This window comes from Eggerthella sp. AM16-19 (assembly GCF_003474385.1).
In the GTDB taxonomy this organism is placed as follows: domain Bacteria; phylum Actinomycetota; class Coriobacteriia; order Coriobacteriales; family Eggerthellaceae; genus Senegalimassilia.
This window is the reverse complement of record NZ_QUCY01000022.1, coordinates 20,021-44,929: the sequence shown is the minus strand read 5'-3', so window position 1 is coordinate 44,929 and position 24,909 is coordinate 20,021. Positions and strand designations below refer to the sequence as shown.

The 24,909-nt window shown below is 65.2% G+C and carries 20 protein-coding genes and 1 tRNA gene; 17 read left to right on the top strand and 4 right to left on the bottom strand.

Annotation, left to right across the window (positions count from 1 at the left end; all coding sequences use genetic code 11):
• The 7 genes from DW178_RS11310 to DW178_RS08905 form a co-directional block, all read left to right on the top strand.
• Positions 1-2,393: hypothetical protein (locus DW178_RS11310; RefSeq protein WP_199669280.1), on the top strand; the 2,393-nt coding region annotated here is incomplete at its 5' end.
• Positions 2,394-2,703: 310 nt separating this feature from the next.
• A tRNA-Asn gene (locus DW178_RS08930) sits at positions 2,704-2,778 on the top strand.
• Positions 2,779-2,938: 160 nt separating this feature from the next.
• Positions 2,939-5,023, top strand: coding sequence for a ribosomal protection-like ABC-F family protein (gene abc-f / locus DW178_RS08925; RefSeq protein WP_118350685.1), 2,085 nt, complete (start codon positions 2,939-2,941; stop codon positions 5,021-5,023).
• A 160-nt stretch (positions 5,024-5,183) separates the two neighbouring features.
• Complete coding sequence (locus DW178_RS08920) at positions 5,184-5,645, top strand: tRNA (cytidine(34)-2'-O)-methyltransferase (protein WP_081469023.1); 462 nt, start codon at positions 5,184-5,186, stop codon at positions 5,643-5,645.
• Positions 5,646-5,684: 39 nt separating this feature from the next.
• A complete protein-coding gene (locus DW178_RS08915) occupies positions 5,685-7,064 on the top strand; it encodes a hypothetical protein (protein WP_118350682.1) in 1,380 nt (459 codons plus the stop codon).
• Positions 7,061-9,064 (top strand): protein kinase domain-containing protein, encoded by a 2,004-nt coding sequence (locus tag DW178_RS08910; protein WP_118350680.1) that lies wholly within the window; start codon positions 7,061-7,063, stop codon positions 9,062-9,064. The genes DW178_RS08915 and DW178_RS08910 overlap by 4 nt, the downstream gene beginning before the upstream one ends.
• Before the next feature lie 2 nt (positions 9,065-9,066).
• The gene (locus DW178_RS08905; RefSeq protein WP_118350678.1) at positions 9,067-10,053 is read left to right on the top strand and encodes an FHA domain-containing protein; all 987 of its coding nucleotides are present in this window, start codon (positions 9,067-9,069) and stop codon (positions 10,051-10,053) included.
• A gap of 4 nt (positions 10,054-10,057) precedes the next feature.
• On the opposite strand, the gene DW178_RS08900 is transcribed toward DW178_RS08905, so the two are convergent.
• The 4 genes from DW178_RS08900 to nadA are packed head-to-tail and all read right to left on the bottom strand — an operon-like array spanning position 10,058 to position 14,234.
• Complete coding sequence (locus tag DW178_RS08900; RefSeq protein WP_118350676.1) at positions 10,058-10,666, bottom strand: transcription repressor NadR; 609 nt, start codon at positions 10,664-10,666, stop codon at positions 10,058-10,060.
• 2 nt (positions 10,667-10,668) lie between these two features.
• Positions 10,669-11,595 (bottom strand): carboxylating nicotinate-nucleotide diphosphorylase, encoded by a 927-nt coding sequence (nadC, locus tag DW178_RS08895; protein ID WP_118350673.1) that lies wholly within the window; start codon positions 11,593-11,595, stop codon positions 10,669-10,671.
• On the bottom strand, positions 11,592-13,226 hold the full coding sequence (locus DW178_RS08890) for an L-aspartate oxidase (protein ID WP_286168623.1): 1,635 nt from the start codon (positions 13,224-13,226) through the stop codon (positions 11,592-11,594). The genes nadC and DW178_RS08890 overlap by 4 nt, the downstream gene beginning before the upstream one ends.
• A gap of 9 nt (positions 13,227-13,235) precedes the next feature.
• Positions 13,236-14,234, bottom strand: a complete 999-nt coding sequence (nadA, locus tag DW178_RS08885; protein ID WP_118350668.1) for a quinolinate synthase NadA — start codon at positions 14,232-14,234, stop codon at positions 13,236-13,238.
• Between the two features lie 402 nt (positions 14,235-14,636).
• On the opposite strand from nadA, the gene serC reads away from it, so the two are divergent.
• The 10 genes from serC (at position 14,637) to ispH (ending at position 24,708) form a co-directional block, all read left to right on the top strand.
• Positions 14,637-15,719, top strand: a complete 1,083-nt coding sequence (gene serC, locus DW178_RS08880) for a 3-phosphoserine/phosphohydroxythreonine transaminase (protein WP_118350666.1) — start codon at positions 14,637-14,639, stop codon at positions 15,717-15,719.
• Positions 15,720-15,947: 228 nt separating this feature from the next.
• A complete protein-coding gene (locus tag DW178_RS08875) occupies positions 15,948-16,634 on the top strand; it encodes a site-2 protease family protein (RefSeq protein ID WP_042436021.1) in 687 nt (228 codons plus the stop codon).
• A gap of 15 nt (positions 16,635-16,649) precedes the next feature.
• Positions 16,650-17,441, top strand: a complete 792-nt coding sequence (locus DW178_RS08870) for a segregation and condensation protein A (protein WP_118350663.1) — start codon at positions 16,650-16,652, stop codon at positions 17,439-17,441.
• Positions 17,442-18,404, top strand: a complete 963-nt coding sequence (gene scpB / locus DW178_RS08865) for an SMC-Scp complex subunit ScpB (RefSeq protein ID WP_118350692.1) — start codon at positions 17,442-17,444, stop codon at positions 18,402-18,404. It begins immediately after the preceding gene.
• A gap of 42 nt (positions 18,405-18,446) precedes the next feature.
• Positions 18,447-19,328 carry a pseudouridine synthase gene (locus tag DW178_RS08860; protein ID WP_118350661.1) on the top strand — a complete coding sequence of 294 codons (882 nt, stop codon included), beginning with the start codon at positions 18,447-18,449 and terminating at the stop codon, positions 19,326-19,328.
• A gap of 352 nt (positions 19,329-19,680) precedes the next feature.
• Positions 19,681-20,853 carry a prephenate dehydrogenase/arogenate dehydrogenase family protein gene (locus DW178_RS08855; RefSeq protein WP_118350658.1) on the top strand — a complete coding sequence of 391 codons (1,173 nt, stop codon included), beginning with the start codon at positions 19,681-19,683 and terminating at the stop codon, positions 20,851-20,853.
• Positions 20,843-22,162, top strand: a complete 1,320-nt coding sequence (gene aroA, locus DW178_RS08850; protein WP_118350655.1) for a 3-phosphoshikimate 1-carboxyvinyltransferase — start codon at positions 20,843-20,845, stop codon at positions 22,160-22,162. The genes DW178_RS08855 and aroA overlap by 11 nt, the downstream gene beginning before the upstream one ends.
• Positions 22,159-22,839, top strand: coding sequence for a (d)CMP kinase (cmk, locus tag DW178_RS08845; protein WP_118350653.1), 681 nt, complete (start codon positions 22,159-22,161; stop codon positions 22,837-22,839). Before aroA ends, cmk begins: the two co-directional genes overlap by 4 nt.
• Entirely contained in the window at positions 22,836-23,687 is an 852-nt protein-coding gene (locus DW178_RS08840) for a lysophospholipid acyltransferase family protein (RefSeq protein WP_118350650.1), read from the top strand. Before cmk ends, DW178_RS08840 begins: the two co-directional genes overlap by 4 nt.
• Before the next feature lie 184 nt (positions 23,688-23,871).
• A complete protein-coding gene (gene ispH, locus DW178_RS08835; RefSeq protein WP_118350647.1) occupies positions 23,872-24,708 on the top strand; it encodes a 4-hydroxy-3-methylbut-2-enyl diphosphate reductase in 837 nt (278 codons plus the stop codon).
• The last annotated feature ends 201 nt before the right edge of the window (positions 24,709-24,909 follow it).

Here is a 24,909-nt window from a genome sequence, read left to right as displayed (position 1 = left end):
CTCCCGGCGCACCCGTCGGCTACGGCGCCGGTCGCGGCGCGGGCCGAAACGGCGCGCCTGCGGGCTACGGCGGGCAATCCGCACAGCCTGGCAACACTCCCTATAGCCGCTGGTCGCGCGGCGGGTCAGGGACTATGCGTATCCCGGGCGGCTCGGCGGCCGCCGGTGCCCATGCCGGCAACTCTGCGCAGCCCGCGTATGCGCGTCACGGCCGTCACGGTGCCGTGCGCCCGCAGCAGGGCTGGGCTTCGCCTTCCGAAACCTGCGACATGGGCTTCGCCGGATCTGCTGGCGCCTATGTCAGCCCGCTCAAGCGCTTCGCCGGCATCGTCATCTGCGTGCTGATCGCCGTGCTCATTGAGGTGTTCGGCTTCAACCTGGCCTTCTTCACGTCCATGACCTACCCGCAGGTGGGGACGTATCTGGTCAACGGCGTGTCCGCGGGTACCGAAGGCGCGCTGACGCTCGATGCATCCGCGAACTACTTCGAGATCACGGGCCTTGACGATACCGTCCGCAGCATCCACTTCACCCCTCAGCTCAACGATCCCGCTGCCGCCGCGAAGGCTACCGACAGCAAGCTGCAGGTGGTCATGTATCTGCAGGACGAAGGCAATGCGAACTATTATCAGCTGCCGGCGGTCTCGGTCGACCCGAAGGACGCCGTCAGCACCTATATCAGCTTGGACCCGGCGGGCGACTGTCATTCCATCTACGTCTCGATCACGAACCTGGCCGACGTGGGCTCGGTGACCGTGACGGGAATCGGTCTGAACCAGCAGGTGCCGCTCGACATCGACCCGCTGCGTTTCGCCTACATTCTGGCGGTGCTGCTGGCGCTGTACGCCGTCCGGCCGCAATCGGTCCTGTTCAGTCGCGTGTTCGACGGCCGCATCTCGCGTCAGGGCTGGATGGTCATCGCGTTGGTGGCCGTGCAGTGTGTTGTCATCTTCATCCTGGTCATGTCCAACACGCACTTCCTGTCCATCACGCACACCGCCAGCACGGAAAATCAGTTCCAGTACCAAAAGCTCGCCCAGGCGCTGCTTCAGGGGCACTTCTACTTGGACGACGTGCCTTCGGCAGCGCTGCAGGCCATGGACAACCCCTACGACACCGCAGCGCGCGATTCCGCCGGCGTTCCGTACTTGTGGGACCACGCGTACTACCAGGGGAAGTACTACGTGTACTTCGGTGTGCTGCCGTGTCTGGTGTTCTACGTCCCGTGGCAGTTGCTTACGGGAACCGGATTCCCCACGTGGCTTGGCGTCGCCATCTGCGACTGCGCGTACGTGGCGGGCATCGCGTATCTGCTCACGCGCATCTCGCGCCGGTGGTTCCCTCGCACGTCGATCGGCGTGCTGCTTGTGCTCGATATCATGATGTTCGTGGCCGGTGGCGGCCTGATCTTGGCGCGCACGCCCAGCATGTACTTCCTGCCTGAAGCTATGGGCCTGGCCCTGATCAGCTGGGGTTTGGGGCTGTGGGTGTCGGGCACCACGGGCGGTTTCATAGACCGCAGGCGTGTGGTGGCCGGTGCGGCGCTCATTGCGCTGACGCTTGCCGCGCGCCCGCAGATGGTGCTGGCCGCTGTGTTCGGGCTGGTGCTGTTCTGGCCGTTTTTGCGCGACGCCCGCGGCAACGCCCAGGCGCGACGAGCCTGCCTGGGCGCCTTCCGCGCCGCGCTCACGCCGTTTCTGGTGGTCGCCGCAGCAGTCATGGTGTACAACTTCGCGCGCTTCGGCAGTCCGCTCGACTTCGGCGCGAACTACAACCTCACCACCAACGACATGACGCATCGCGGGTTCCACGCCGACCGCATCCCGTTCGGCCTGTACGCGTACCTGTTCCAGCCTCCGGCGCTGGGCAGCCAGTTCCCGTTCATGCATCAGACCTACATGGACCCGGCATATCAGGGCGTCACCATCTACGAGCCTATGTTCGGCGGCTACTTCTTCTTGTATCCCATGACGCTCGTGCTGCTGGCGCTGCCGCGCGTCCGCCACGGCCTGAAGGCGAAGGGCCTCATGCCGCTGTGGATCTGCGCGGTGTGCGTGGCGGTGGTGCTGTGCATCTTCGACTTGCAGGGCGCCGGCATCCTTATGCGCTACATTTGCGACTTCGGGCTGTACTTCGCCCTTGCGGCGGCGCTGTCGTTTTTGGAGCTTTTGCAGGTGCGCTCGAGCGAGCCGCTGTCGAAGGGCTGGACCACGCAGCTGGGCGCCCATGCGCAGGTGCCCGTGCAGCAGGCGGGCGCGCATGCGGTGGCATCGGCCGCCGTGGCGGGGCAGACGGTGTCGGTGTACCGCATCGCGCTGTACTTCATGTTCGGTTCGCTCGTGCTGATGATCGGCGCGAACGTGCTGCTGTGGAACGCGTTCGGGATTTACTAGGGCCTGTGGTGCTGCGCGGTGGTTGTGCCCGGCGTGGCGCTTGCGTCGCGTTGCTGAGCGGCGAAGGCGGGCGGCTGTGATTTGCCCGACGGCGTCTGGGCGCTGTCGCGGCCGACTGCAACTCCAGACTCAGCCGTACATGTCCTGCTGAGTTCGATAGCGAAATCGAAGTGTCCGGATGAACTTGCAAATCAAGCCAACCTCCTGAAATCGGCTGCTGAAAAAAATTTTAAAAAAAGGGGGTTGCGCCGAAAATTGAAATGTCTATAATACTTTCTTGCGCCAAGGAAACGAAGCGCACCGATGAAATTCCTCGGTAGCTCAACGGCAGAGCATCCGGCTGTTAACCGGAGGGTTGTAGGTTCGAATCCTACCCGGGGAGCCATGAAGCTCCAAGAACCGCCAGCGCAAGTTGGCGGTTCTTTTTTTATCTCGCGCGGATTCCCTCCTTCGTCGAGGGTATCCGTTTTTGCGTTCATTTCTCGGTGTCGGCTGCCCGCTCCCTTCGCGTAGGTTCGTTTTAGCGCTAAAGGAGTTGTCGCACCATGATCATGCAGGTTGAGCATCTGTCGAAGTCGTTCGGCGGGCGCACGCTGTTTTCCGACGTCACGTTCAAGCTGGAGGAATACGACCGTCTGGCGCTCGTAGGTCCCAACGGCGCCGGCAAAACCACCATGCTCAACATCATCAGCGGCCGCGAGGACGCCGACGAGGGCCGCATCCTGTTCGCAAAGGGCGCCCGTGTGGGCTACCTGGAGCAGGAAGCCATCGAGATGCCCGATCGCCCCATCTTCGAGGAGGTCATGTCCTCGCAGGTGGAAATCCTGGAAGCCGAGCAGCGTCTGCGCGAACTGGAGGAGTCGCTGGGCGACAACCCCACCGAGCGTCAGCTTGCCGCAGCCGGCCGTGCGCGCGACGCCTACGAGATGCTGGGCGGCTACACCATCGAGGCCAAGGTCCGCGGCGTGCTGTTCGGCTTGGGCTTCAAGGAAGGCGACATCAAACAGGCCACCACGAACTTCTCCGGCGGCTGGCAGATGCGCATCGCGCTGGCCAAGCTGCTCGTCCGCAATCCCGAGGTGCTCATGCTCGACGAGCCCACAAACCACCTGGATCTTGAGTCGGTGAAGTGGCTCGAGGGCTTTTTGCGCGGTTACGAGGGCACCGTCATCGTGGTCAGCCACGACCGCGAGTTCATGGACAACATGATCGACCGCGTGGCCGAGGTGGCCAACGGCCGCGTCAACCTATACAAGGGCAACTATTCCGCGTACCTCAAGGCGCGCGAGGAGCGCATCGAGCGCCTGCGCCAGCAGCGCACCAAGCAGCTTGAGGAGATGAAGCACCTGGAGGACTTCGTCGAGCGCTTCCGCTACAAGGCTACCAAAGCCCGCCAGGCCCAGGAGCGCGCACAGCGCCTGGAGCGCCTGAAAGAGGAACTCATCGAGATTCCCGAGGAGAAGAAACCCATCCACTTCAACTTCGTGCAGCCCCCGCGCACCGGCGACGAGGTGGTGCGCTGCCGCGGCCTGGTGAAGGCCTTCGGCGACAAGCGCGTCTACGACAACTTCGACTTCACCATGTACCGTGGCGACAAGGTGGCGCTTGTGGGCCCCAACGGCGCGGGCAAATCCACGCTTATGAAGATGATCGCCGGCGTCATGAAACCCGACGCCGGCACCATCGACTACGGCGTGCACGTGGCGCTGACGTACTACGCGCAGCATCAGCTCGAGGAGCTGCACGCGGGCAACACCGTGTTCGAAGAGCTCGATCACGTGGCGCCGGGTTGGAACATCAGCCAGGTGCGCAGCCTGCTCGGCGCCTTCCTGTTCGAGGGCGACGCCGTCGAGAAGAAGGTCAGCGTGCTTTCCGGCGGCGAGAAGGGCCGCTTGGCGCTGGCGAAGATGCTCGTGGCGCCCAAGCCGCTGCTGTGCCTTGACGAGCCCACCAACCACCTGGACATCGCCAGCGCCGACGTGCTCGAGCAGGCGCTCAACCGCTTCGAGGGCACCATCCTGCTCATCACGCACGACCGTCACCTCATCCGCAGCGTTGCGAACCGCATCGTGGAGGTGAAACCCGGCAAGGTCACCGTCTACGACGGCGATTATGATTACTACCTGTTCAAGTCCGGCCAGCTCGACGGGCCCGAGCCCACCGACGAGTCGCTCGTCGACGAGCTGATGGAGCGCAAACCCGCCGGAAAGGGCGGATCGGGGAAGGGGAAGGCGTCGAAGAGCGCTTCTTCCGTGCCTTCTTCGCCCGCTTCGCCTGCGCCTGCCGCTTCGGGTGAGCTGACGGCAAAGCGCGGCAGCTCGCCGAAGACCAAGGAGCAGAAGCGTCGCGAGGCCGAGGCGCGCAACCGCGCCTACGCCGCGCTGAAGAACCACCGCAAGCGCATCGCCGAGCTTGACAAGCAGATGGAGCGCGACAACGCCCGCATGGAGGAGCTTTTGGCGAAGATGGCTGACCCCGACTTCTACATCAACGAGGATGCGTCCTCGGATGCCGTGGCCGAGCATTCCAAGCTCAAGCAGCGTATCGCCGCTGCCGAGGAGGAGTGGTTCATGCTCAACGAAGAGCTCGAAGAGGAGATGGCCAAACAGGCCGAAGCGATGGGCGTGTAGGGACCTCGCGTGGGCGTGTAGGGGCGCTGCGCCGGATGCGCGATTGCGCGCCCGGCGGCGTTTGGTGCCGTCGGGGCTCGGTCATTTGGGGCTGCGGCGCTTGCGGGCTCCCTGCCATGGGCTCACGAGGGGCTATTCATTTGAAAGAAAGGTTGCAAGGATGCTGAACATCGTGTTGGTGGAGCCTGAGATTCCCCAGAACACGGGGAACGTCGCACGCACATGCGCGTGCATCGGCGCGCGGCTGCATCTGGTGGAGCCCATGGGTTTCGCCGTCACGCAGCGCAACCTTGCGCGCGCGGGGTGCGACTATTGGGACGACGTCGACATCGTGCGCTGGTCGTGCGCCGACGAGTTCTTCGAGGCCCATGCCGCCGATGAGCTGCACCTGTTCACGGGGCACGTGCAGCGCAGCTTCGCCGACGTTTCGTACGGTCCGGACGCCTGGCTGGTGTTCGGGCGCGAAAGCCGTGGGCTCGACGAGGCCGTTATGCAGCGCTTCGAGTCCGCCTGCGTGCGCATCCCCATGCGCGATGGCATGCGCAGCTTAAACTTAAGCAATTCGGTTGCAATAGCCGCATACGAGGCTTTGCGCCAGCAAAACTGGCCCGGCCTGGCATAACGGCGACTTTTGAGACGAACGGGGAAAGGAGGGAAGGCGATGACGGAGCAGAACGCGCACGACGACGAGCGCGATACGGCGGATCTGGCCACCAACGATGCCGCGGATTTGGCGGCTGGCGACGCGACGGACTTGGTCACCGACGATACGGCAGACCTGGCAATCGATGATACATCGGATTCGGCCGTCGATGATGCGTCGGACCTGGCGGCTGGCGACGCGGCGGACTTGGCTACCGCTGATGCCGCACGCTCTCAGCCGCCCGCTGGGCAGCTGACGCCCGCTGGCCGCGCTGTCAGCCCTTCCCCTAGCCCCCCGCCCACATTCGCTGCAACCGACTGCCCTGCGCGCCGCGCGCGCAGGCTGCGGTGGAAGCCCGGAATCACCCGTCCCATGATGGCGCTTTCGGCCGCATCGTTCGCCCTGATGATTGCGGGCGTCGGCGGTTACGTGTCCGCAATCCCCGCCGTGGTTGCCGGCGACAAGCCCGGCGCGGTGGTGATCCCGCTGGAGTCCGCGCTGTGGCTTGACGGCCAGATGTGCGAGGTCCAGGCTGGCCCTGCGAACTCGACGCGCGCAGTGGGTCCCTTGACGGTCGAAGGGTCGAAGACCGATGCCGCTGCGCCCGATGCCGCGGCTGCTTTGGGCATTGGCTCGAGCTCCGGCATGCTGGGCGTTGCGTCGCTGACCGGGGCATCTGCGGCTTCTTCGGTGGATTCGTCGTTCACCCGTGCTCAGCAGATCGCTGGCGCCTCGGCTGCGTCGGGGTCTGGTTCCGTGTCGGGCCCCGCGGCTTCTGGCGGCTCGTCGCAGGCGGGCTCGGGGTCTGCGGGAAGCGGCTCCGCGTCCGGCTCCGGTTCCGGTTCGGGCAACTCCGGCGGTTCGGGCGGCGCGTCGGGCGACGTGAGTGGTTCGGGATCGGGGTCGGAAGGCGCTGACGGCTCCGGTTCCGCACCTGCGCCTGCCGGCCCCACGGCCGAGCAGGAGGCGGCGGCGTATGCCGTGCTGGTTGACCATCAGGCCCGGGTGAACGATTATGTTGCGCGCGTGAACAACGCTGTCGCCGCGTTCAACAACGACTGCATGAGCACCTCGCGGCCTCTTCGCCAAAGCGATTACAACGAGTGTGCGGCAATCGACAGCCAAACGCTCACCGACTTCCTGCTGCTGCGCAATTCGAACGCGTTCGCGGAGGGCTCGCGTTGGCAGGAGCAGAAGGGCAACCTTCAGCGCGCCTATATCGCGTTGGACCAGTATCTCTCCGTCATTTACGACGCGTGGGGGTTGAACTTGGCATACGAGAACCCGGCGGAAGGGGTTGATCGCTGGATGGAACCCGTTCGCGCTGATCAGGATGCCTCCGGCAACAGCATTGCGGCGGCGCGCCTGAACGAGACGTTAGCGAGTATCAGGCTATGAGCGGGTTTGTGAACAAGGGTGGCGCGCTTGCCTCGTCGGGCGCTGTTCAGGGCATGCGCCTGGTGCGCGTGGCGGATTTCAGCGCGCCGCTTTCGCTTTCCGATGCCGATCGGCCGTCTTACGTGCGTCGTTTCGTCACGTTGTTCGTGTCGCAGGGGCAGGCCCATCGCGGCGGCACGGGCCGTGTGGAGCACGCGCGCAACGCGCAGGGCGAGCACCTGGCGCTCAAGCTGCTTTCGCTTCCGCATCGCCGCGATGGCGAAACCGAGGATGATCATGAGCGCCGCGTGCGCGCCTCGCGTTCCGCGTTCGAACGCGAATACGAGTGCCATATCCTGCTGTCGGGGCTGAAGGGCTTCCCCCGTCTGTATGGCCGGGGCACCGTTGACGGGGTGCCGTGCATCGTCATGGAATGGGTTGAGGGCATCACCTTGGATCGCGTGCGGCGGCAGCTTGCCGTTGACGGTTGCGGCCGCGTGAGCCCGCTGGTGGCGGCGCGCCTGGGCCGCGACCTGTTCGACCTGGTGGCGCGCATGGGGTATGTGGAAGGCGGGTTCGTGCACCGCGACATCAGCCCGCGCAACGTCATGGTGCGCACGTCGCGGCTGTCCTTGGAGCAGCAGGTGGACGAGGGCGTGTTCGATCTGTACCTCATCGACTTCGGGTCGTCGGCCGAATCGGAGTCGCGCTCCACGTCGTTTACCAGCGAGAACGCGGTGTTCCGCGGCGCTACGGCTGATTTCGCGCCGCCCGAGATGCTCAGCGATGACATTCCGGGCCTGGCCGAGTTGCGCAAATCGCCGGCGATTGACGTGTACGCCGCGGCAAGCGTGGTGTACCAGCTGGCGTGCGGGCAGGCCCCTTACGATTTGCATGCGGTTGGGGAAGACGGGGCGCCCGTTTCGCCGTATCGCGCGAAGATGGCCGCTCCTGCGCCGGCTGCGGTGATGGCGCATGCCCGAGCCGGCGAGCTGCTCGAGGCGTTTGCCCGCGAACCCGAGGTGGCGGTTGCGGTGCAACACGCGCAGGACAAGCTGTCCGCGCCGATGGGCGTGTCGGAGGCGGCTGAGGCGCTGTCCTTCGTGGACGAGCAGCTGGGTATCGTGTTGGGTGATTGCCTGGCTCGCGGGCAATCCGATCGCCCCGACGCCGCGGCGGTTCGCGACGCGCTGTCGTCGTTCTCCATCCACTACGCCGATAACGTGGAACGGTCGTTTTGCGGTCGTCCGCTGGTGCCGTGCGTGCCCGGCGGGTTCGCCGCGTCGACGCTTGATGTGGCAAATTCCACGCTGGCCCATGTGCGCATGGCATGCAAGGGCATCGCGGCGGCGGCGTTGGCGGGGGTTGCGGTTTCGGCGGCCGTGCTTGCCAACGGGGCGCAGGCATCGCTTGATGCGGTGGGTTTTGCCTGGTCGGGCGGCCTTCCCGGGGTCGCAGTTGCCGTTGCGGCGCTGTTTCCCGCGTTGGTGGGGCTATCGCTGCGCTTCGGCGGCTCGCGCACCATAGCGGGCTTTTTGCGCGGCACGGCGGGCCTTGCGGTCATGTTCGCCGCGCTGTGGCAGGTGCTTGCCGACATGCGCTTCGAGGAGGCGGCCCAGCAGCACTTGCTTTCCATGGCCTTGGTGGCCGCAGCGGCGGCGGGCTGGTGCATCATAGTGGCCGATTTCGCGTTGAACGTGGCGTTGCCCCAGGTGATTCGCCGTAAGGCGCTGCCGTCGGGGGATTGCGACGGGGCCGACGCGCTTTCGGGCGCGGCAGCGCCGGCTCTTGAGGGCAAAGCCGGGAAGGGTGAAACGCAGAAAGTCTGCGGCTTGCAGGTTGCGGGCGAGTGCGATGGCTGCGAGCCTGGGGTTTCCGCCGATGTGCAAAATCCGGTTAGCGGCACCGACTCGCAACCTGAGTACGAGGTCGATGACTCCGCAGGCGAGGCTTCGGGCGCAAATGCCCGGTTTGCGGGCAAGCGCGATGTGTTGGACGACGACTTGAACGAAGGAGCGTGAGGATGATGGCGACGGAGTTGACGCCGTGCGGCGCCCTGTTCGAGACCATGAAGCGCTATGGCGGCATCAGCCATAAGGACCTGGCGCGCCTGGTGTTGTCCGGCCGTCCGCTTGCCGACGGCAAAAGCCCGCTGTCGCGCTGCGACGACCGCACGTGGGTCTCGCGCTTCATCGTGCATGCCCCCGTGGGCTCGCTGCAAGACCGGTACTTTTGCGATTGGGGCGTGGCAGCCCTTCGCGTTTCGGCACGCCTGCGCTCCCGCGACGGGAAGGGCCTGTCGGCCGAGGAAGCGTTGTCGCTGGTCACGAACCAGGGCGGGGCGCTTATGGAGCAGGCGCTGCGTGAATGCCACCAGGACCTGGCGCTGTATCGCAACGTGCTGGAGCGCCTAGCTCGCGGCGCGGGCTACAGCATGGAGGAGCGCTCCGAGCTGGCCATGGTGCTGTTCGTGGCGGCGGGATGCAGCGCGAACGTGAAGCGCGCGTGCGCCTATGTGCTCGATTACGTGAAGACGGTGCACGGCGGAAGGCTGGAAACCGTTCCCGCCGCCGTCATGGACCAGGGCGAGCAGCCTGGCGCGGCGTCCGCGGACCCGCGCGAGCAAGCGCAGGCGCTGGGCCTTTTGCGCATGGTGGGAGGCCTGGTTTCCGGGGGTTTGCACTGGGTGCAGCCGCTCTCCGACGGCGTGGAGATCGGTGCCCTGGCCCTGGGGCCCGACGACATCAACGACGTGGAGCCCGATGTGTCGGGCCATCATCTGCGCGTCTGGTGCAACGAAGCGGGCCGGTGGTGCGTGCAGGGCCTCGGAAGCTCCAACGGCACCGTGCTGATCAGCGGCGAAGACGGTTCCGAGACGGTGGTGGAACCGGCGCGCGCGGGTGCTTCCGCATGCGCGGAGCCGGTCGAGGTGCACGCCGGCGACGAGCTGGTTCTTGCCGGGTCAACCCGGTTCATGCTCATCGAGGGCATGCCGGAAAGCTGGGAATAATTCCTTATCCCTCCTGTTCGTGGGGGAGCAGCGGGGCTAGGAAGCCCTTGTCCGCGAGCGCGCGGCCGATGGCTTCGAGGGCCTCGTTGCTTGGCGCCGACACCAGGTGATAGTGGTATCCCGAGGTGGCGGTGCTGAGCGGCGAGGATTTCCCGCTTTCGATATCGTTGATGAACCGTTCGATATCCGCCTGGTTGGCGATCTCCAAAGGCGCGGTGATGCGACCGTAGGCGCGATGGCTGATGGACACGTTGTGCACGCGCCCGCCGAGTGCGACGATGGTCTGCAGTTCGTCCCTGGTTTGCTCGACCTCGTGGTGCAGCTTGAACGTGCGGGCTGGCTCGTCAAGGTGCACGGCCGGTTGCTCCGCGGCGTTTTGCGCCATGGTTTGCGTTGCGTTTTGAGCTGCGGTTTGCGCGGCATCAGCCAGCACGTAGCCCTTCGTGGTTGCCACGATGCTTGCGCCCGCCTCGCGCAGCAGCGCGATGTCCTGTACGATGACCTGCCGGCTGACGTTAAGGGTGTTCGCTAGCTGACCGCCGGATACCGGTGCATCGGCTGATCGGAGCGCATCGAGCAGCGATGCGCGTCTGGCCTCGGCTTTTGTCGTCATGACTACTGCTCGCTTTTCCGGTGTATGCCAGTGACCGGTGCGTTGCCGTCAGCGGCTGGGGTGCTATCGGCATTGCCGTCCAGCATGCGCAGGTGCTTCATGGACACGTCCAGGATGGGCGCCGAGTGGGTGAGCGCGCCGCTGGACACGAAGTCGATGCCTAGGTCGGCGATGGCCTGCACGTTGTGCGCATCGATGTTGCCGGAGCACTCGGTCTTCGCGCGCCCGTCGATGAACGCGACGACCGCCGCCATCGCGTCGTGGCCCATGTTATCGAGCATGATGATGTCCGTCCCGGCGGCGATTGCCTCTTCGACCTGCGCGAACGTCTCGCACTCCACCTCGATCTCGCGCACGAACGGGGCGTGGGCGCGCGCTGCCTCGATGGCTTCGCGCACGCCGCCTGCGGCGGCGATGTGGTTGTCCTTCAGCAGCACCCCGTCGGAGAGGTTGTAGCGGTGGTTGCGTCCGCCGCCGCACCTGACGGCCTCCTTCTCGAACACGCGCATGTTCGGCGTGGTTTTGCGCGTATCCACCAGCTGGGTGGTGCTGCCCTCGAGCAGCGCGGCGACGCGGTGCGTGTAGGTGGCGATGCCGCTCATGCGCTGCAGGTAGTTCAGGGCCACGCGCTCGCCCGACAGCAGCACGCGCACGTCGCCGGTTACCGTCGCAAGCGTCTGGCCTGCGCAAACGCCGTCGCCGTCTGCGGCGAAGCGCTGGATGCGGGTTTCGGGGTCAAGGATGGCGAACGTGCGCTCGAACACGTCGAGGCCGCACAGCACGCCGTCGGCCTTCGCGATCAGGTCCACGGCGGCGGGGCGTGCATCGGGCATGATGGAGGCGGTGGAAACGTCCTCGTTGGTGATGTCCTCGGCCAGCGCCTGGCGGATAAGCGGTTCGGCCACGGTTGTCAGCGTGATGGGGTTCATGCGCAAACGACCTCCTTGGAGCTTGCGGTGCAATCGTTGTCGGACGGGGAAAGGGTTTGCGCGCGGGTTTGCGACCTGTTTTGCGTCGTGTTTTGCGCGCAGGTTTGCGAACCGGGTTGCCCAGCGTTTTGTACGCAGGTTTGCGTGCAGGTTTGCGCCGCGGTTTGCGGCTCGCCTTGCGCTGCGCTTTCGCGGGTTTTGCGCTCGGCTTCAGCGCAGAGGCGTTTGTACGCCTGCGCGTCGGCGCCGCAGGGCTGCTCGGGATAGGTTTGCTCGACGGGCGCGTTCGCTCCTAGCTTGCGGCACATATCCCACGCGGCGCGCTGCGCGAACACAAGCGACTCAAGCAGCGAGTTGCTGGCCAGGCGGTTCTTCCCGTGCACGCCGTTGCAGCTGGTCTCGCCCGCGGCGTAGAGCCCCGGCATGTCCGTGGCGCTGTTGCGGTCCACCCGCACGCCGCCCATGAAGTAGTGTTGCGCAGGCACGACGGGGATGGGCTCGCGCGTGATGTCGAACCCCTCCTCCAGGCAACGCTGGTAGATATTCTTGAAGTGTCCCGTGATCTCGTCCTTTGGCATGTTGGCGAAGGAGAGGCGCACGAATTCCGAGCCTTCTGCGGCCATCTGCCGGTATATGGCCGCGCTCACCACGTCGCGCGGTTGCAGCTCGTCGGTGAAGCGCTTCCCGTTAGCGTCGAGCAGCACTGCCCCTTCGCCGCGGCACGATTCCGAGATCAGAAACGCCCGGCCCGGCTGCGTCGAGTACAGGGAGGTGGGGTGGATCTGCACGTAGTCCATGTGCTCGAGGGCGATACCATGGCGCGCGGCAATGGCGCATGCGTCGCCGGTAAGGCTGGGGAAGTTGGTGGAGCGCGGGTACGTGCCGCCGATGCCGCCGCAGGCCCAAAGCGTCTGACTTGCGAAGATACGCAGCTGCGCCCCGTCGGCCGTATGCGCAAGGACGCCGCGGCAACGCGTTTGCGGCTGGCGGCGCTCGCCATCATCCTGCGCGATCAGAATGTCGTCCATGCAGGTGTGCTCCAAGATGTGGACGTTGGGCAACTCGCGCACGCGAACAAGCAGCGTGGAGGTTATCTCGTCGCCGGTGATATCGCCGTGGAAGCAGATGCGCGGACGGCTGTGCGCGCCCTCGCGGGTGTAGCGAAGGTTGCCCGCCTGGTCGCGCTCAAAGCCCACGCCGCGTTTCACCAGGCCGGAGATGATGCTCCGGCTTGCGCGAATCATCAGATCCACGCTCTCGCAGCGATTCTCGTAGTGGCCCGCGCGCAGGGTGTCCTCGAAAAACGGCGCGTAGTCGGCGTCGTCGTGCTGCACGCAGATGCCGCCTTGCGCCAGCATCGAGTCGCATTCGTCCACGGTCGTCTTCGCCAGCATCACCACGGAAAGCGTGGAGGGAAGGTTGAGCGCGCAGTACAAGCCCGCCACGCCGCAGCCGACGATGACCACGTCGCAGGCGATGTCGTGCGCCTCGGTAGCGCCGTCGTACTCCGGTTGTAATCGGTCACCGGTTGACACGCATGCGTCATCGATGTGCGTGCGAACTGTAGCGGAAGCCACCGTTTCCGCAGGTGCAGCACCCATTTCGCCAGCTAATTCGTTCTTTTCGCTCATCTTCGCCGCCTACTTTGCCGCGTACTCCAGCATGCGTTCGAGCGTCAGGCGCGCCGCGGGGGCCAGGCTGTCGCCAACGTGCACCTCGTACGGGGCGGGGTTGCGCAGGCATGCGGCCAGCTTCGGCAGCGTGACCAGGTCCATGTTCTCGCAGCGCGGCGTGGTGGCGGGGAAGTGGAAGCGCTTGCCCGTGCCCTGGGTGCGCAGCTCGAGCTCGCGGATGATGCCGACCACGGTGCACACGATGAACTCCTGCGCGCCCGATGCGGCGGCATGCTCGATCATGCCCTTCGTCGACCCGATATAATCGGCCTCGGCCAGCACGTCGGCCGGGCACTCGGGGTGCGCCATGACCACGGCATCGGGGTGGGCTTCCTCCAAGTCGATGATCTGCTCCACGCTGATGGTCATGTGGCGCGGGCAATAGCCCTTGTTCAGGATGACATGCTTGTCAGGAAGCTGGCTTGCCACGTAGCGGCCCAGGTTCATGTCGGGGATGAACAGGATGTTGCGCTGCGGCAGGTTGCTGCAGATCTTCACGGCGTTCGAGGAGGTCACGCACACGTCGGACCAGGTTTTCGCCTCGGCGGTGGAGTTGACGTAGCACACGACGGCCAGGTCGTCGCCGTATTCTGCGCGCACGCGGTCGATGTCAGGTTTGCTGATCATGTGCGCCATGGGGCAGTCGGCGGCGGGCTCGGGCAAAAGTACGGTTTTGTCCGGATTGAGCAGCTTCGCCGATTCGCCCATGAACTCGACGCCGCACAGCACGATGGTCTGCTGCGGCAGGTCGACGGCCAGTTTCGCCAGGGCGAAGCTGTCGCCGACGTAGTCGGCCGCGGCCTGCACCTCGGACGGCACGTAGTAGTGCGCCAAGATCACGGCGTCGCGCTGCTCTTTTAGCTGCGCGATCTCCTGGGTGAGCGCCGCGATGGGCTCGGCCGTGCCAGACGCTTGCGTGCCTGCGCCGGTTTGCCCTGCGTTGTTTTCGATGACCTGCTCGCTCATGTTCGCTCCATGCTTTCGTGCGGTTCTTTGACGCTGCAGTATGCCGCAAAACTTTACAGCTGACTTGACAGCTGTAAAGTTCCCATCGTTTCTCCATCCTCCGGCTCGCGCGCCGGCTGCGGGCAACGGACTCGTCTGCCGTCAGCTGCGACTTCGCCAGGCGTATCCGGCGGCCGGTCCACGCGTCAATCGCCGGCTTTCGCGCGCCAGCCGTACACGTGCCCGCACCCGCCGCCCGCGGAGCGCCTTCACCGTTTGCCCTTAAATCCCGTATCGCCGGTAGGTTCAACATGCGAAAGGCCCATACTAGACTGGTGCGGAACGCGCTTGCGCTCCGCGTTCGGCGCCAACCCGCGAATCGCGGGCGCGCTGCATCCATTCGTCAACCCAAGGAGGTTCAGCATGGCTCGCGTGTACAATTTCTCGGCTGGTCCGGCAGTGCTCCCCGAGGAGGTGCTGTCCTCCGCCGCCGCGGAAATGCTCGATTATCAGGGCACCGGCATGTCCGTGATGGAGATGTCGCACCGCTCCGCCGCGTTCAAGGGCATCATCGAGACCGCCGAGCAGGACATCCGCGACCTCATGAACATCCCCGACAACTACCGCGTGCTGTTCCTGCAGGGCGGCGCCACGCAGCAGTTCGCGGCCATCCCCATGAACCTCATGCAGAACAAGGTTGCCGACTACATCGTGTCGGGCAACTGGTCGAAGAAGGCCTTCAAGGAGGCCAAGCTCTACGGCGACGCTCGCTGCATCGCCAGCTCCGAGGATGAGAACTTCACCTACGTGCCCGACGTCGACGGCCTCACGTTCAGCCCCGACGCCGATTACGTCTACATCTGCCAGAACGAGACCGTCTACGGCAACCGCTACACCAAGCTGCCCGAAACCGGCGACATCCCGCTGGTCTCCGACGTTTCCAGCATGTTCCTTTCCGAGCCCATGGACGTGTCGAAGTACGGCCTGATCTACGGTGGCGTGCAGAAGAACGTCGGCCCGGCCGGCGTGGTCATCGTCATCGTGCGCGACGACCTGATTCGCGAGGACGTGCTGCCGTTCACGCCCACCATCATGCGCTACAAGACGCAGGCCGACGCCGGCAGCCTGTCCAACACCCCGCCGTGCTACGGCATCTACATGTGCGGCAAGGTGTTCCAGTGGCTCAAGGGCCTGGGCGGTCTTGAGGCCATGCAGAAGCTCAACGAGGAGAAGGCCACCATCCTCTACGACTACCTGGATCAGTCCAACCTGTTCAGCGGCACGGCGAAGAAGGAGTTCCGCTCGCTCATGAATGTGCCGTTCGTCACGGGCAACCCCGAGCTGGACGCCAAGTTCATCGCCGAGGCGAAGGCCGCGGGCATCGAGAACATCAAGGGCCACCGCAGCGTCGGCGGCATGCGCGCCAGCATCTACAACGCCATGCCCAAGGCCGGCGTCGAGGCGCTGGTCCAGTTCATGGACAAGTTCGAGCGTGAGAACGCATAAGTTCGCGATAGACGATAGCGCTTTCCAGCAGGCGGGCGGCCACCAAGGTCGCCCGCCCGCTTTGCGTTCGTCCGGTGGACACGTGTTGTGCGTTGCGATTGCGTGCGAGCTGCGTAGTTGCACGGTGCTGCGTCTATCGAGTTTGCTTGTGCTTATTGGCGTTACGAATGGGTTTCAGGTCGGTTATCGGTTTCGCATTGGCGTTTGTGGCGTTATAATAATGCGATTATGACTACACAGCTTCCTTATCTCATCTGCTCGATTTTGAGCTTCGTTCCCGCCATCGTGTTGCACGAGATGGCGCACGGCTTTGCTGCCTGGAAACTAGGCGACCCCACCGCCAAGCGCGCAGGGCGCCTGTCGTTCAACCCACTTGCGCATATCGACCCGTTCGGCACCGTTATCATGCCGTTTCTGCTCATGGCTATGAACATGCCCGTGTTCGGCTATGCCAAGCCGGTGCCATACAACCCCGCATACTTCAAGGACCCGCGCAAGGGCGACTTGATCGTGGGTTTGGCCGGTCCTGCCGCCAATCTGCTGCTCGCCGTGCTGGCGGGCGTGGTCGCGTGGGTTCTCTACGGGTTCGCCCCCGTTGCGCAGTGGGTGGTGCAGAGCCAGGCGTTCTTCTATTTCTACCTGATGTTCCTGCCCATGTTCGCGCTGATCAACCTGTACCTTATGTTCTTCAACCTGCTGCCCATCCCGCCGCTGGACGGCAGCTCCATCTTCGCGTTCTTCATGCCTGTGAAGTGGTTGCCGAAGTACTACAAGGTGCAGCAGTACGCGTTCCCGATCTTCATGATCGTGGCTATTTTGCTGCCGTATATCATCCACGTGAACGTGTTCGGCATCTACCTGGACGTCACCGCCGGCAATCTGGGCAACCTGCTGTTCCCCTTCACCATTTCGTAGGGGCGGCGGGGCATCGTGTCGTATCGCGTTCGCACCGACAGCTTCGAGGGGCCGTTCGATCTGCTGTTGTACCTGGTCAGCCGTCAGAAGGTTGACATCGGCGCCATCAATATCACGCAGATCGCCGACCAGTACCTGGCCGAAGTGGGCCGCATGCAGAATCTCGACTTGGACGTCGCCAGCGATTTCCTGCTGGTTGCCAGCACGCTGCTGGAGATCAAGGCGCAAAGCCTGCTGCCGCGCGAGCATATCGAGGTGGAGGACGACATTGCCGAGCTGGCGCCCTCCGAGGCGCGCGACATGCTGGTGGAGCGTCTGCTGGAATATAAACAGTACAAGAACGCCGCTGCGGCGCTGCATGCGCGGTTCGTCGCCGAGGGCCGTATGCATCCGCGCCCGTTCGGACCTGAAGCGTGCTTTCTAAATCTCATGCCCGACTTCTTGCGTGACGTGTCGCTGGACTCTCTTGCGCTGCTTGCCGCTCGTGCGCTGGCGCGGCGCGAGGTATTTTTGCTGGAAAGCGAGCACATCGCTGCGAAGCCCATCCCGGTGGAGGTGCACGTGCGCGCCATCCATCAGCGCATCCGCAACCTCAAACAGCTGCGCTTCTCGCAGTTGATCGCCAAGGATGCCCCCACGCCGCTGGTGGTGGTCACGTTTTTGGCGGTGCTCGAGCTGTACAAGCGTTCCATGGTGCGCGTGGAGCAAAGCCGGCTGTTCGGCGACATCGACATCGAGTACATCGAGGGCTCGGGCGAGCTTTTGCTGGATGGCGACGACGCGCTGACGTCGGTTGGGGAGGAATAGATGTTCGAGGGACTTGATCAGGCGCAGCTGAGCGGCGCCATAGAGGCCATGCTGTTCGTCACCGACGAACCGGTCGGCGTCATCGAGCTTGCCGACATGCTGGAGGCCGACCCGAAGCTGGTCGAGCAGGCGTTGGTGGACCTGCGCGAGAAGCTGGAGCGCGAGCAGCGCGGCATCCAGCTGCGCGAGGTGGCCGGCGGCTGGCGGCTGTACACGCACCCGGCGTACCATGACCTGGTGGAGAAGTACGTGCTGTCGTGGGACACGCGCAAACTCTCGCAGGCGGCCATGGAAACGCTCGCCATTGTTGCCTATTTGCAGCCCTGCACGCGCGCCGGTGTTGCCAGCGTTCGCGGCGTGAACTCCGACAGCTCCATAAACTCCCTGGTGGAGAAGGGGTTAATCCGAGAAGCGGGCCAGGCTGACGCGCCGGGCAACCCCACGCTGTACGCTACCACGCGCGGCTTTCTGGAGAAGTTCGGGCTGCGCTCGGTGCGCGATCTTCCCGATTTGGACGAGTTTGCGCCCGATGACGCCACGCGCCAGCTCATCCGCGAGCGTCTGAGCGCGGGCGGGCAGGAGGCGCGTGTGGCGCCCGAGGCGCAGATGTCGGATGGGGGAGCCGCCGATCCGCTCGACGGCCTGCAGTTCGATTTCGAGGACGAAGGCGCCGGCGTTGCGTTGACCTCGCAGCAGCGTGTTGGCGGCGCGGGTGGTGCCGGCGGCGAGGCTCGTGCGCCTCGGCAGGCGGCGTCGGAGCGCGTCGCGGCGGACGACCAGCTGCCGCTTTCCGCTGACGACCCGAATCGCGACGCATTGGGCTCGCAGGCCGCGTTCCCGGCCGGTGACGGTCCGGCGAGCAATGCCGCGCAGCAGATGCTCGCCGATGCTATGGCGCAAAGCTTCGGGCTGGTGGAGAAGATCGACTTCGACAACCTGAGATTCGAAACCGACGACGAGTAACCGGTTCCCGGCAAACCTCGACCGACCTGTGATGGGAGAATCATGATCAGGCAACTCAAACCCAACCAAACGCAGCCTGAGGAGCGCCTTGTGCCCATGCGCCTGCAGAAGTTCCTGGCGCGCGCCGGCGCGGCAAGCCGTCGCGGGTCGGAGAATCTCATGACGGCCGGGCGCGTGACGGTGAACGGCCAGGTGGTTACCGAGCTGGGAAGCAAGGTGGACCCGCTTGTGGACCAGGTGGCGGTCGACGGCGTGCCCGTGCGCTTGGAGGGCGGCCCCGTCACCATCATGCTGCACAAACCCGCCGGTTACGTGACCACCATGTCCGACCCGCAGGGTCGTCCTACGGTGGCCGAGCTCGTGCCCACCGATCGCTTCCCGGGGCTGTTCCCCATCGGGCGCTTGGACTTCGACACCACGGGGCTTTTGCTGTTCAGCACCGACGGCGAGCTGGGCAACGGCCTTCTGCACCCGCGTCATCACGTGGAGAAGCGCTATCTGGCGCTGGTCAACGGCAAGCCCACGCCCGAGCAGCTGGCCCAGCTTGAGCAGGGCATCCAGCTTGACGACGGCATGACCGCGCCCGCGAAGGCCGCGCTGGTGGAAGGCGCAGAAGCGAAGCGCGCGCTGTCCATGCTGGAGGTTCCGCCTGCCGTGCCCGACCACGAACCTAACGGCAGCGTGCCCAGCCCGCAACGCGCCGCCATCCTGCGCAAGCGCTCCCAGCAGCGCGCTGTGGTGCGCGTGGTGCTGCGAGAGGGAAGGAAACGCCAGGTCAAGCGCATGCTATCGGCCATCAAACACGGCGTTTTGGCGCTGCACCGCGACAGCTTCGGCCCCATCGAGCTGGGCGACCTGCCCCGCGGCCAGTGGCGCGAGCTTACCCCCGAAGAGGTGGCGGCGCTGCACGCGTCTATTAAGTAGGAGAGTGCGAGCCGTCCAGGGACGTCGAAGGGGGACGCCGGGGCGAACGGGGGGTGAACAGGGGACGGAGGTGCGTTCACGAGGGCTCTTTGGGAAGTGAAAGGGCAACCGTGAACGTACCCCCGTCTCGCGTTCATGTTCCCCTCGTGCTTGCGCGGAGGCGGTGGGATGTGCGCCGCCGGGAAACGGCTATAATGGTCACCCGGGTAAACAGCTGGTGTTTGCGAACTCGGCGTTTCGCCTTGTCGCGGGCCTTCTTCGACCTGCGCGGCGGTTTCACGCTTGCCGATGCGATGCCGGCTTGCCCGCAACGTCCTACCCTAGATCGGATCCGGAAGGTCTGCATCGCCTTATGGCACAAACAATCGATCAAGCGAAAACCGGCGGTTTCGAAAACGTAGCCGTCATCGGCTTCGGCCTCATCGGCGCCAGCTTCGCCGCCGCATTGCGCGCGGCAAACCCGTCGGCGCAGGTCATGGCCGTCGACACCGACCTGGCCACCCGCGTCGAGGCCGTCAACAGAGGCTGGGCCACCGCTACCGCCGCCCCCGATGCCGCGGAGTTCCGCGCGTTCATCGAAGACGGCTGCGACCTGGTGGTTTTGGCCACGCCCGTCAGCGTGGTGGAAGGCTATTTGAAAGACCTGGGCGAGTGGGGCTATCGAGGCATCATCACCGATACCGCATCCACGAAAAGCCGCATCATCGAAATGGCCGCGCACACGCTTCCGTATCCGCAGAACTTCGTTCCCGGACACCCTATGGCCGGCTCCGAGAAGAACGGTATCGTGGGCGCTCGCGCCGACCTGTTCAAGGGCGCGTACTGGATCTTGTGCCCCGACGCCGATACGCCCGCCGAGCACTTCACGCGCCTGCACGAGCTGATCACCGGCATCGGCGCGCGCGTCATCAGCCTGCCGCGCGAACAGCATGACGCGGCGGTGGCCGTGGTCAGCCACGTGCCGCATTTCACCGCCAGCTCCCTTGTGCAGCTTGCCGTGCGTCACGCCAAGGGCCAGGATTCGCTTATGCGCCTGGCAGCGGGCGGGTTCAAGGATTCCACGCGCATCGCGGCTGGCTCACCCGAGCTGTGGTGCGGTATCGCTTTCGACAACAAAGATGCGCTTTTGGGTGGTTTGCGCGAGATGCAGGGCATCATCGGGCAGTTCGCCGACGCGCTTGAAGCGGGCGATCGCGCAACGCTGACCAGCCTGCTTGCCGAGGCAGCCGATGCCCGCCGCGCACTGCCGGCCGCATGGCTGCCGTGCACCGAGCGGCTGCTGGAGGTTCGCATCCCCATGGAGGACCGTCCCGGCGTGGTGGCAGAGGTCACCACCATCACCAGCAAGGTGGGGTGCAACATCCAGTCCATCGAGATCGACCACGTCACCGAGGATTCGGCCGTGCTCTCGCTCGTGCTCACCGACGAAGGTGACATCGGCAAGCTGTCGGCGCACCTTATCAATGCCGGTTTCTCCGTTTCGTTCAGCCCGCTAGCGCCTAAGGAGCACACCCATGTCGGATAACGTCACCGTCATCAAACCGTTGGAAAACCCCATGCACGGTTCCACGCGTGTGCCGGGCGACAAATCCATCAGCCACCGCGCCGTGCTGTTCTCCGCTATGGCGGAGGGCACTTCGCGCGTGTCCGGCGTGCTGGATTCCGCCGACGTGCGCAGCTCCATCGGGGCCGTGCGCGCGCTTGGCGCCCAGGTCAGCCTGGAGAAGCAGGCCGACGGAAGCCTTGCCGGCGGCATCACCGGCTGGGGCGCCGCCGGTCCCAGCCAGCCCGCCGAGCCCGTGGATTGCGGCAACTCCGGCACCACGGTGCGCCTGCTCATGGGCATTCTGGCGCCGTGGGATATCCAGGTCACGCTCACGGGCGATTCCTCGTTGTGCAAGCGTCCGATGCGCCGTATCACCGCGCCGCTCATGAAGATGGGCGCACGCTTCCTTCCCGAAGGCCGCGAGACGCTGCCCATCACCGTCCACGGCGGCGGGCTGCGCCCCCTCACCTACGATGCCCCCATGGCATCGGCCCAGCTCAAGACAGCAGTGCTGCTTGCCGGCATGTACGCCTTGGGAACCACCACGGTCAACGAGCCGGCGCCGAGCCGCAACCACACCGAGCTCATGCTGCCCGAATACGGCGTGGCCACCACGGCCGGCGCCTGCACGGCCAGCGTGACCGGTCCCGCCCAGCCCCAGGCGGGCGAGGTGCTCGTGCCGGGCGACCCGTCTTCGGCGGCGTTCCTTGCATGCGCGGCGGTTTTGCGCCCCGAAAGCTCGATCCAAATCGAAGACGTCAGCCTGAACACGGCCCGCATCGGCTTCGTGCGCACGCTCGAGCGCATGGGCGCCCAGGTCAGCGTCGCGCACACGGGTGCGGCGGGAAAGGAACCTTACGGCATCATTGAGGCCTGCTATACGCCCGACCTGCGCGGTTGCGAGGTGCCTGCCGACAAGATCGCCGGCATTATCGACGAGATCCCCGTGCTGGCGCTGGTGGCGGCGCACGCGCATGGAATCACCGTGTTCCGTCAAGTGGGGGAGCTTCGTGTGAAAGAAACTGACCGTCTTGCCGCTATAATGGACGGTCTGGCAAAGCTGGGCGTGGATACATGGTGCGAAGGCGACGACCTTTGCATCGAGGGTCAGCCCGGCCTGCAGGTTCCCGAGGGGCTCGAGTTCGATTCGCTCGGCGACCATCGCCTTGCCATGACCTGGTCGCTCGTCGGCCTGACCGGCAAGGTCCCCGTGAACATCAAGGATTTCGAGGCCGTGTGCGTCAGCTATCCCGGCTTCTTGGACGATATCGAAAGGCTTGCACGATGATCATCGCTATCGACGGCCCGAGCGGCGCCGGCAAATCGACCGTTTCGAAGGCGGTCGCGCGCCGTTTGGGCTTCTCGTGCCTGGACACGGGCGCCATGTACCGCTCCATCGCCTGGCAGGCGCTGCAAGACGGCGTTTCGCTGGAAGATGGCGAAGCGCTCGGCCGCATCGCCGACATGCACGAGATCGGGTTCTCCCATGAGTCGGGCGATCCGCTGCCACGCCGCGTCTCCATTTCCGGCGTGGACGTGACCGATGCCATCCGCACCGCCGAGATTGACCGCTCCGTCAGCGCCGTGGCCGCCGCGCCCGCCGTTCGCCAGGCGCTTGTGGCCCAGCAGCAGCGCATCGGCCGCGCGGGCAATTACGTGGTGGAAGGCCGCGACATCGGCACGGCGGTGTTCCCCGAGGCCGAGTTGAAGGTGTTTTTGACCGCCAGTGCCGCCGAGCGCGCCCATCGCCGCGTGGCGCAAAACGAGCGCCGCGGCGTGGGAAGCACCGATTACGCCGAGGTGCTCGCCGATATCGAGCGCCGCGACGCCATCGATTCCTCGCGCGATACGAGCCCGCTCAAGCCGGCGTCCGATGCCGTGCAGATGGATTCCACCGGCCGCACGATCGAGCAGGTCATCGAGCGTATCTGCGCGCTGGCCCAGGAGAAGGGCGTGCGCGTATGAGCCTGTTTCTGAGATACGAGGACATGTGGGACCGCGCGCTCGGAGGCACCACCGACGAGAAGCAGATCCCGCATTGGTTCGCGAACTTCGCCTATGTGCTGATCGGCTTCGTGTTCAAGGTGCTGTTCCGCTATCGCGTGGACGGGCGCGAGAACCTTCGCGCGTTCAAGGACCGCTGCGGTGCGGTGGTGGTTTCCAACCACACGTCGTTTCTGGACGTGGTGCTCATGTACGTGGCAGCGCGCCCGAGCCAGTTCGTGCGCCTGATGGGCCGCGACTCGCTGTTCGGCAACGCCCACGGCTTGGCGGGGCAGATTCTCTCGCGCGTGGGCGCGTTCCCCATCAAGCGCGATTCGGCCGACCGCACCGCCATCAAGCGCGCGGCGCACATGCTGAAGGGAAATCAGCTGGTGGGCATCCTGCCGGAGGGCACGCGCCGTGGCAAGGGCAGCAAAACGCCCGAAATCCACTCCGGTGCGGCATTCATCGCGAAGATGGGTAAGGCGCCCATCCTGCCCATGTGCGTGCGCGAGGCGGAGAACGTCAAGCGCAAAGGCGAGCACATCCGCTTCCCGAAGATTTCGGTGGAGTACGGAAAGCCCCTGGTGGTAAGCGATTTCGACTTCCTGCCGAAGGAAGATCGCTTGGACGGGTGCTCGTGGTACGCCATGCGCGAGGTGTTCGCGCTGCATCAGCGCGTGCCGCGTGAGCAGGTGGATATGGTCGCGCTGTTCCCCGACGGCCGCGACTTCACGGAGGCGTTCGCCTCCCATCCCATTCCCGAGCACACTCCTGCCGAGGCCATCGAGCTGACCCGCCCCACGAAGAAGGCGCAGGCCGAGCAGTAGCAGGTTTTGAGGGGAAGGGGCCGCGAGAGCGGCCCCTTGCGCTATCGTGCGTGGCGCAAAGGCCGGAGGGCGTGAGTCGCAAAACGCTTTCTGCATTCGTAAGCCCGCAGCCGCAATCTGCAAGCCGCAAACTGCGAGCGTCAAACCGCGAACCTCAACCTTTACCCATATGAAAGGACCGGACATGGAAGTCATCCGCAGCAAGAACGCAGGCGCATGCTACGGCGTGCAACGAGCCCTTGACCTGGCCCTGAAAGCCAGCGAGGGCGATGGCAGCGCGTTCACGTTGGGGCCGCTCATCCACAACCCCCAGGTGGTGGCGAACCTTGAGGCGCGCGGTGTGCTGGCCGTCAAGGAACCTGAGCAGGCAACGCACGGCGCCATCATCATCCGCAGCCATGGCGTCACCCCGGCCGTGCGCCGCTCGGTGGAGGCGCGCGGGCTTCCCGTGATCGATGCCACGTGCCCGCATGTCGCCCGTGCGCAAAAGGCCGCCGCCACGCTTGCCGAGGAGTGCGGCTACGTGGTTGTTGTGGGCGAGGAAGGCCATCCCGAGGTGGAGGGCCTGGTGGCTTACGCCCACGAGGCCGGTGCGCAGGTGCACGTGGCGGAAACGGCCGCCGACCTGCCCGGTGACCTGCCTGAGCACGTGGGCGTGGTCGTGCAGACCACGCAAACCCGCGATGCGCTCGACGACGTGCTCGAGGGCATTCGCGCCCAAGGCGTTGCCGCGCAGGTCAAGGACACGGTGTGCACGGCCACGCGCCAGCGCCAGCAGGCTGCTGCGGAGCTTGCCGGGCAGGTGGACGCCATCGTGGTCATTGGGGGGCGCAATTCGGCCAATACCACGCATCTGGCCGAGATCTGCGCTGCGGAATGCCCGCGCACGTACCACATCGAGTCGGCCGCCGAGCTTGATCCCGCGTGGTTCGTGGGCTGCTCCTCCGTGGGCGTCACGGCAGGCGCCAGCACTCCCGACGACCAGATCGACGAAGTGGTGCAGCGTTTGGAGCGCATGTAGCGATCCTTATCATGCGGGTGGGCCTACACTCGCATTTCCCTGTCCGCCGTCATGGCGCTGCATTTCCTATATATCCCCATGTGAACCGTCCCCGTCTGCACGTGCTTCGGCATGTGAGGGCGGGGACGGTTTTGTGCACGGACGGTGGAGAAACGGCCCGATTTGTTGCACAACAAATCCCGCGAAAACCGGGTTAGCCTT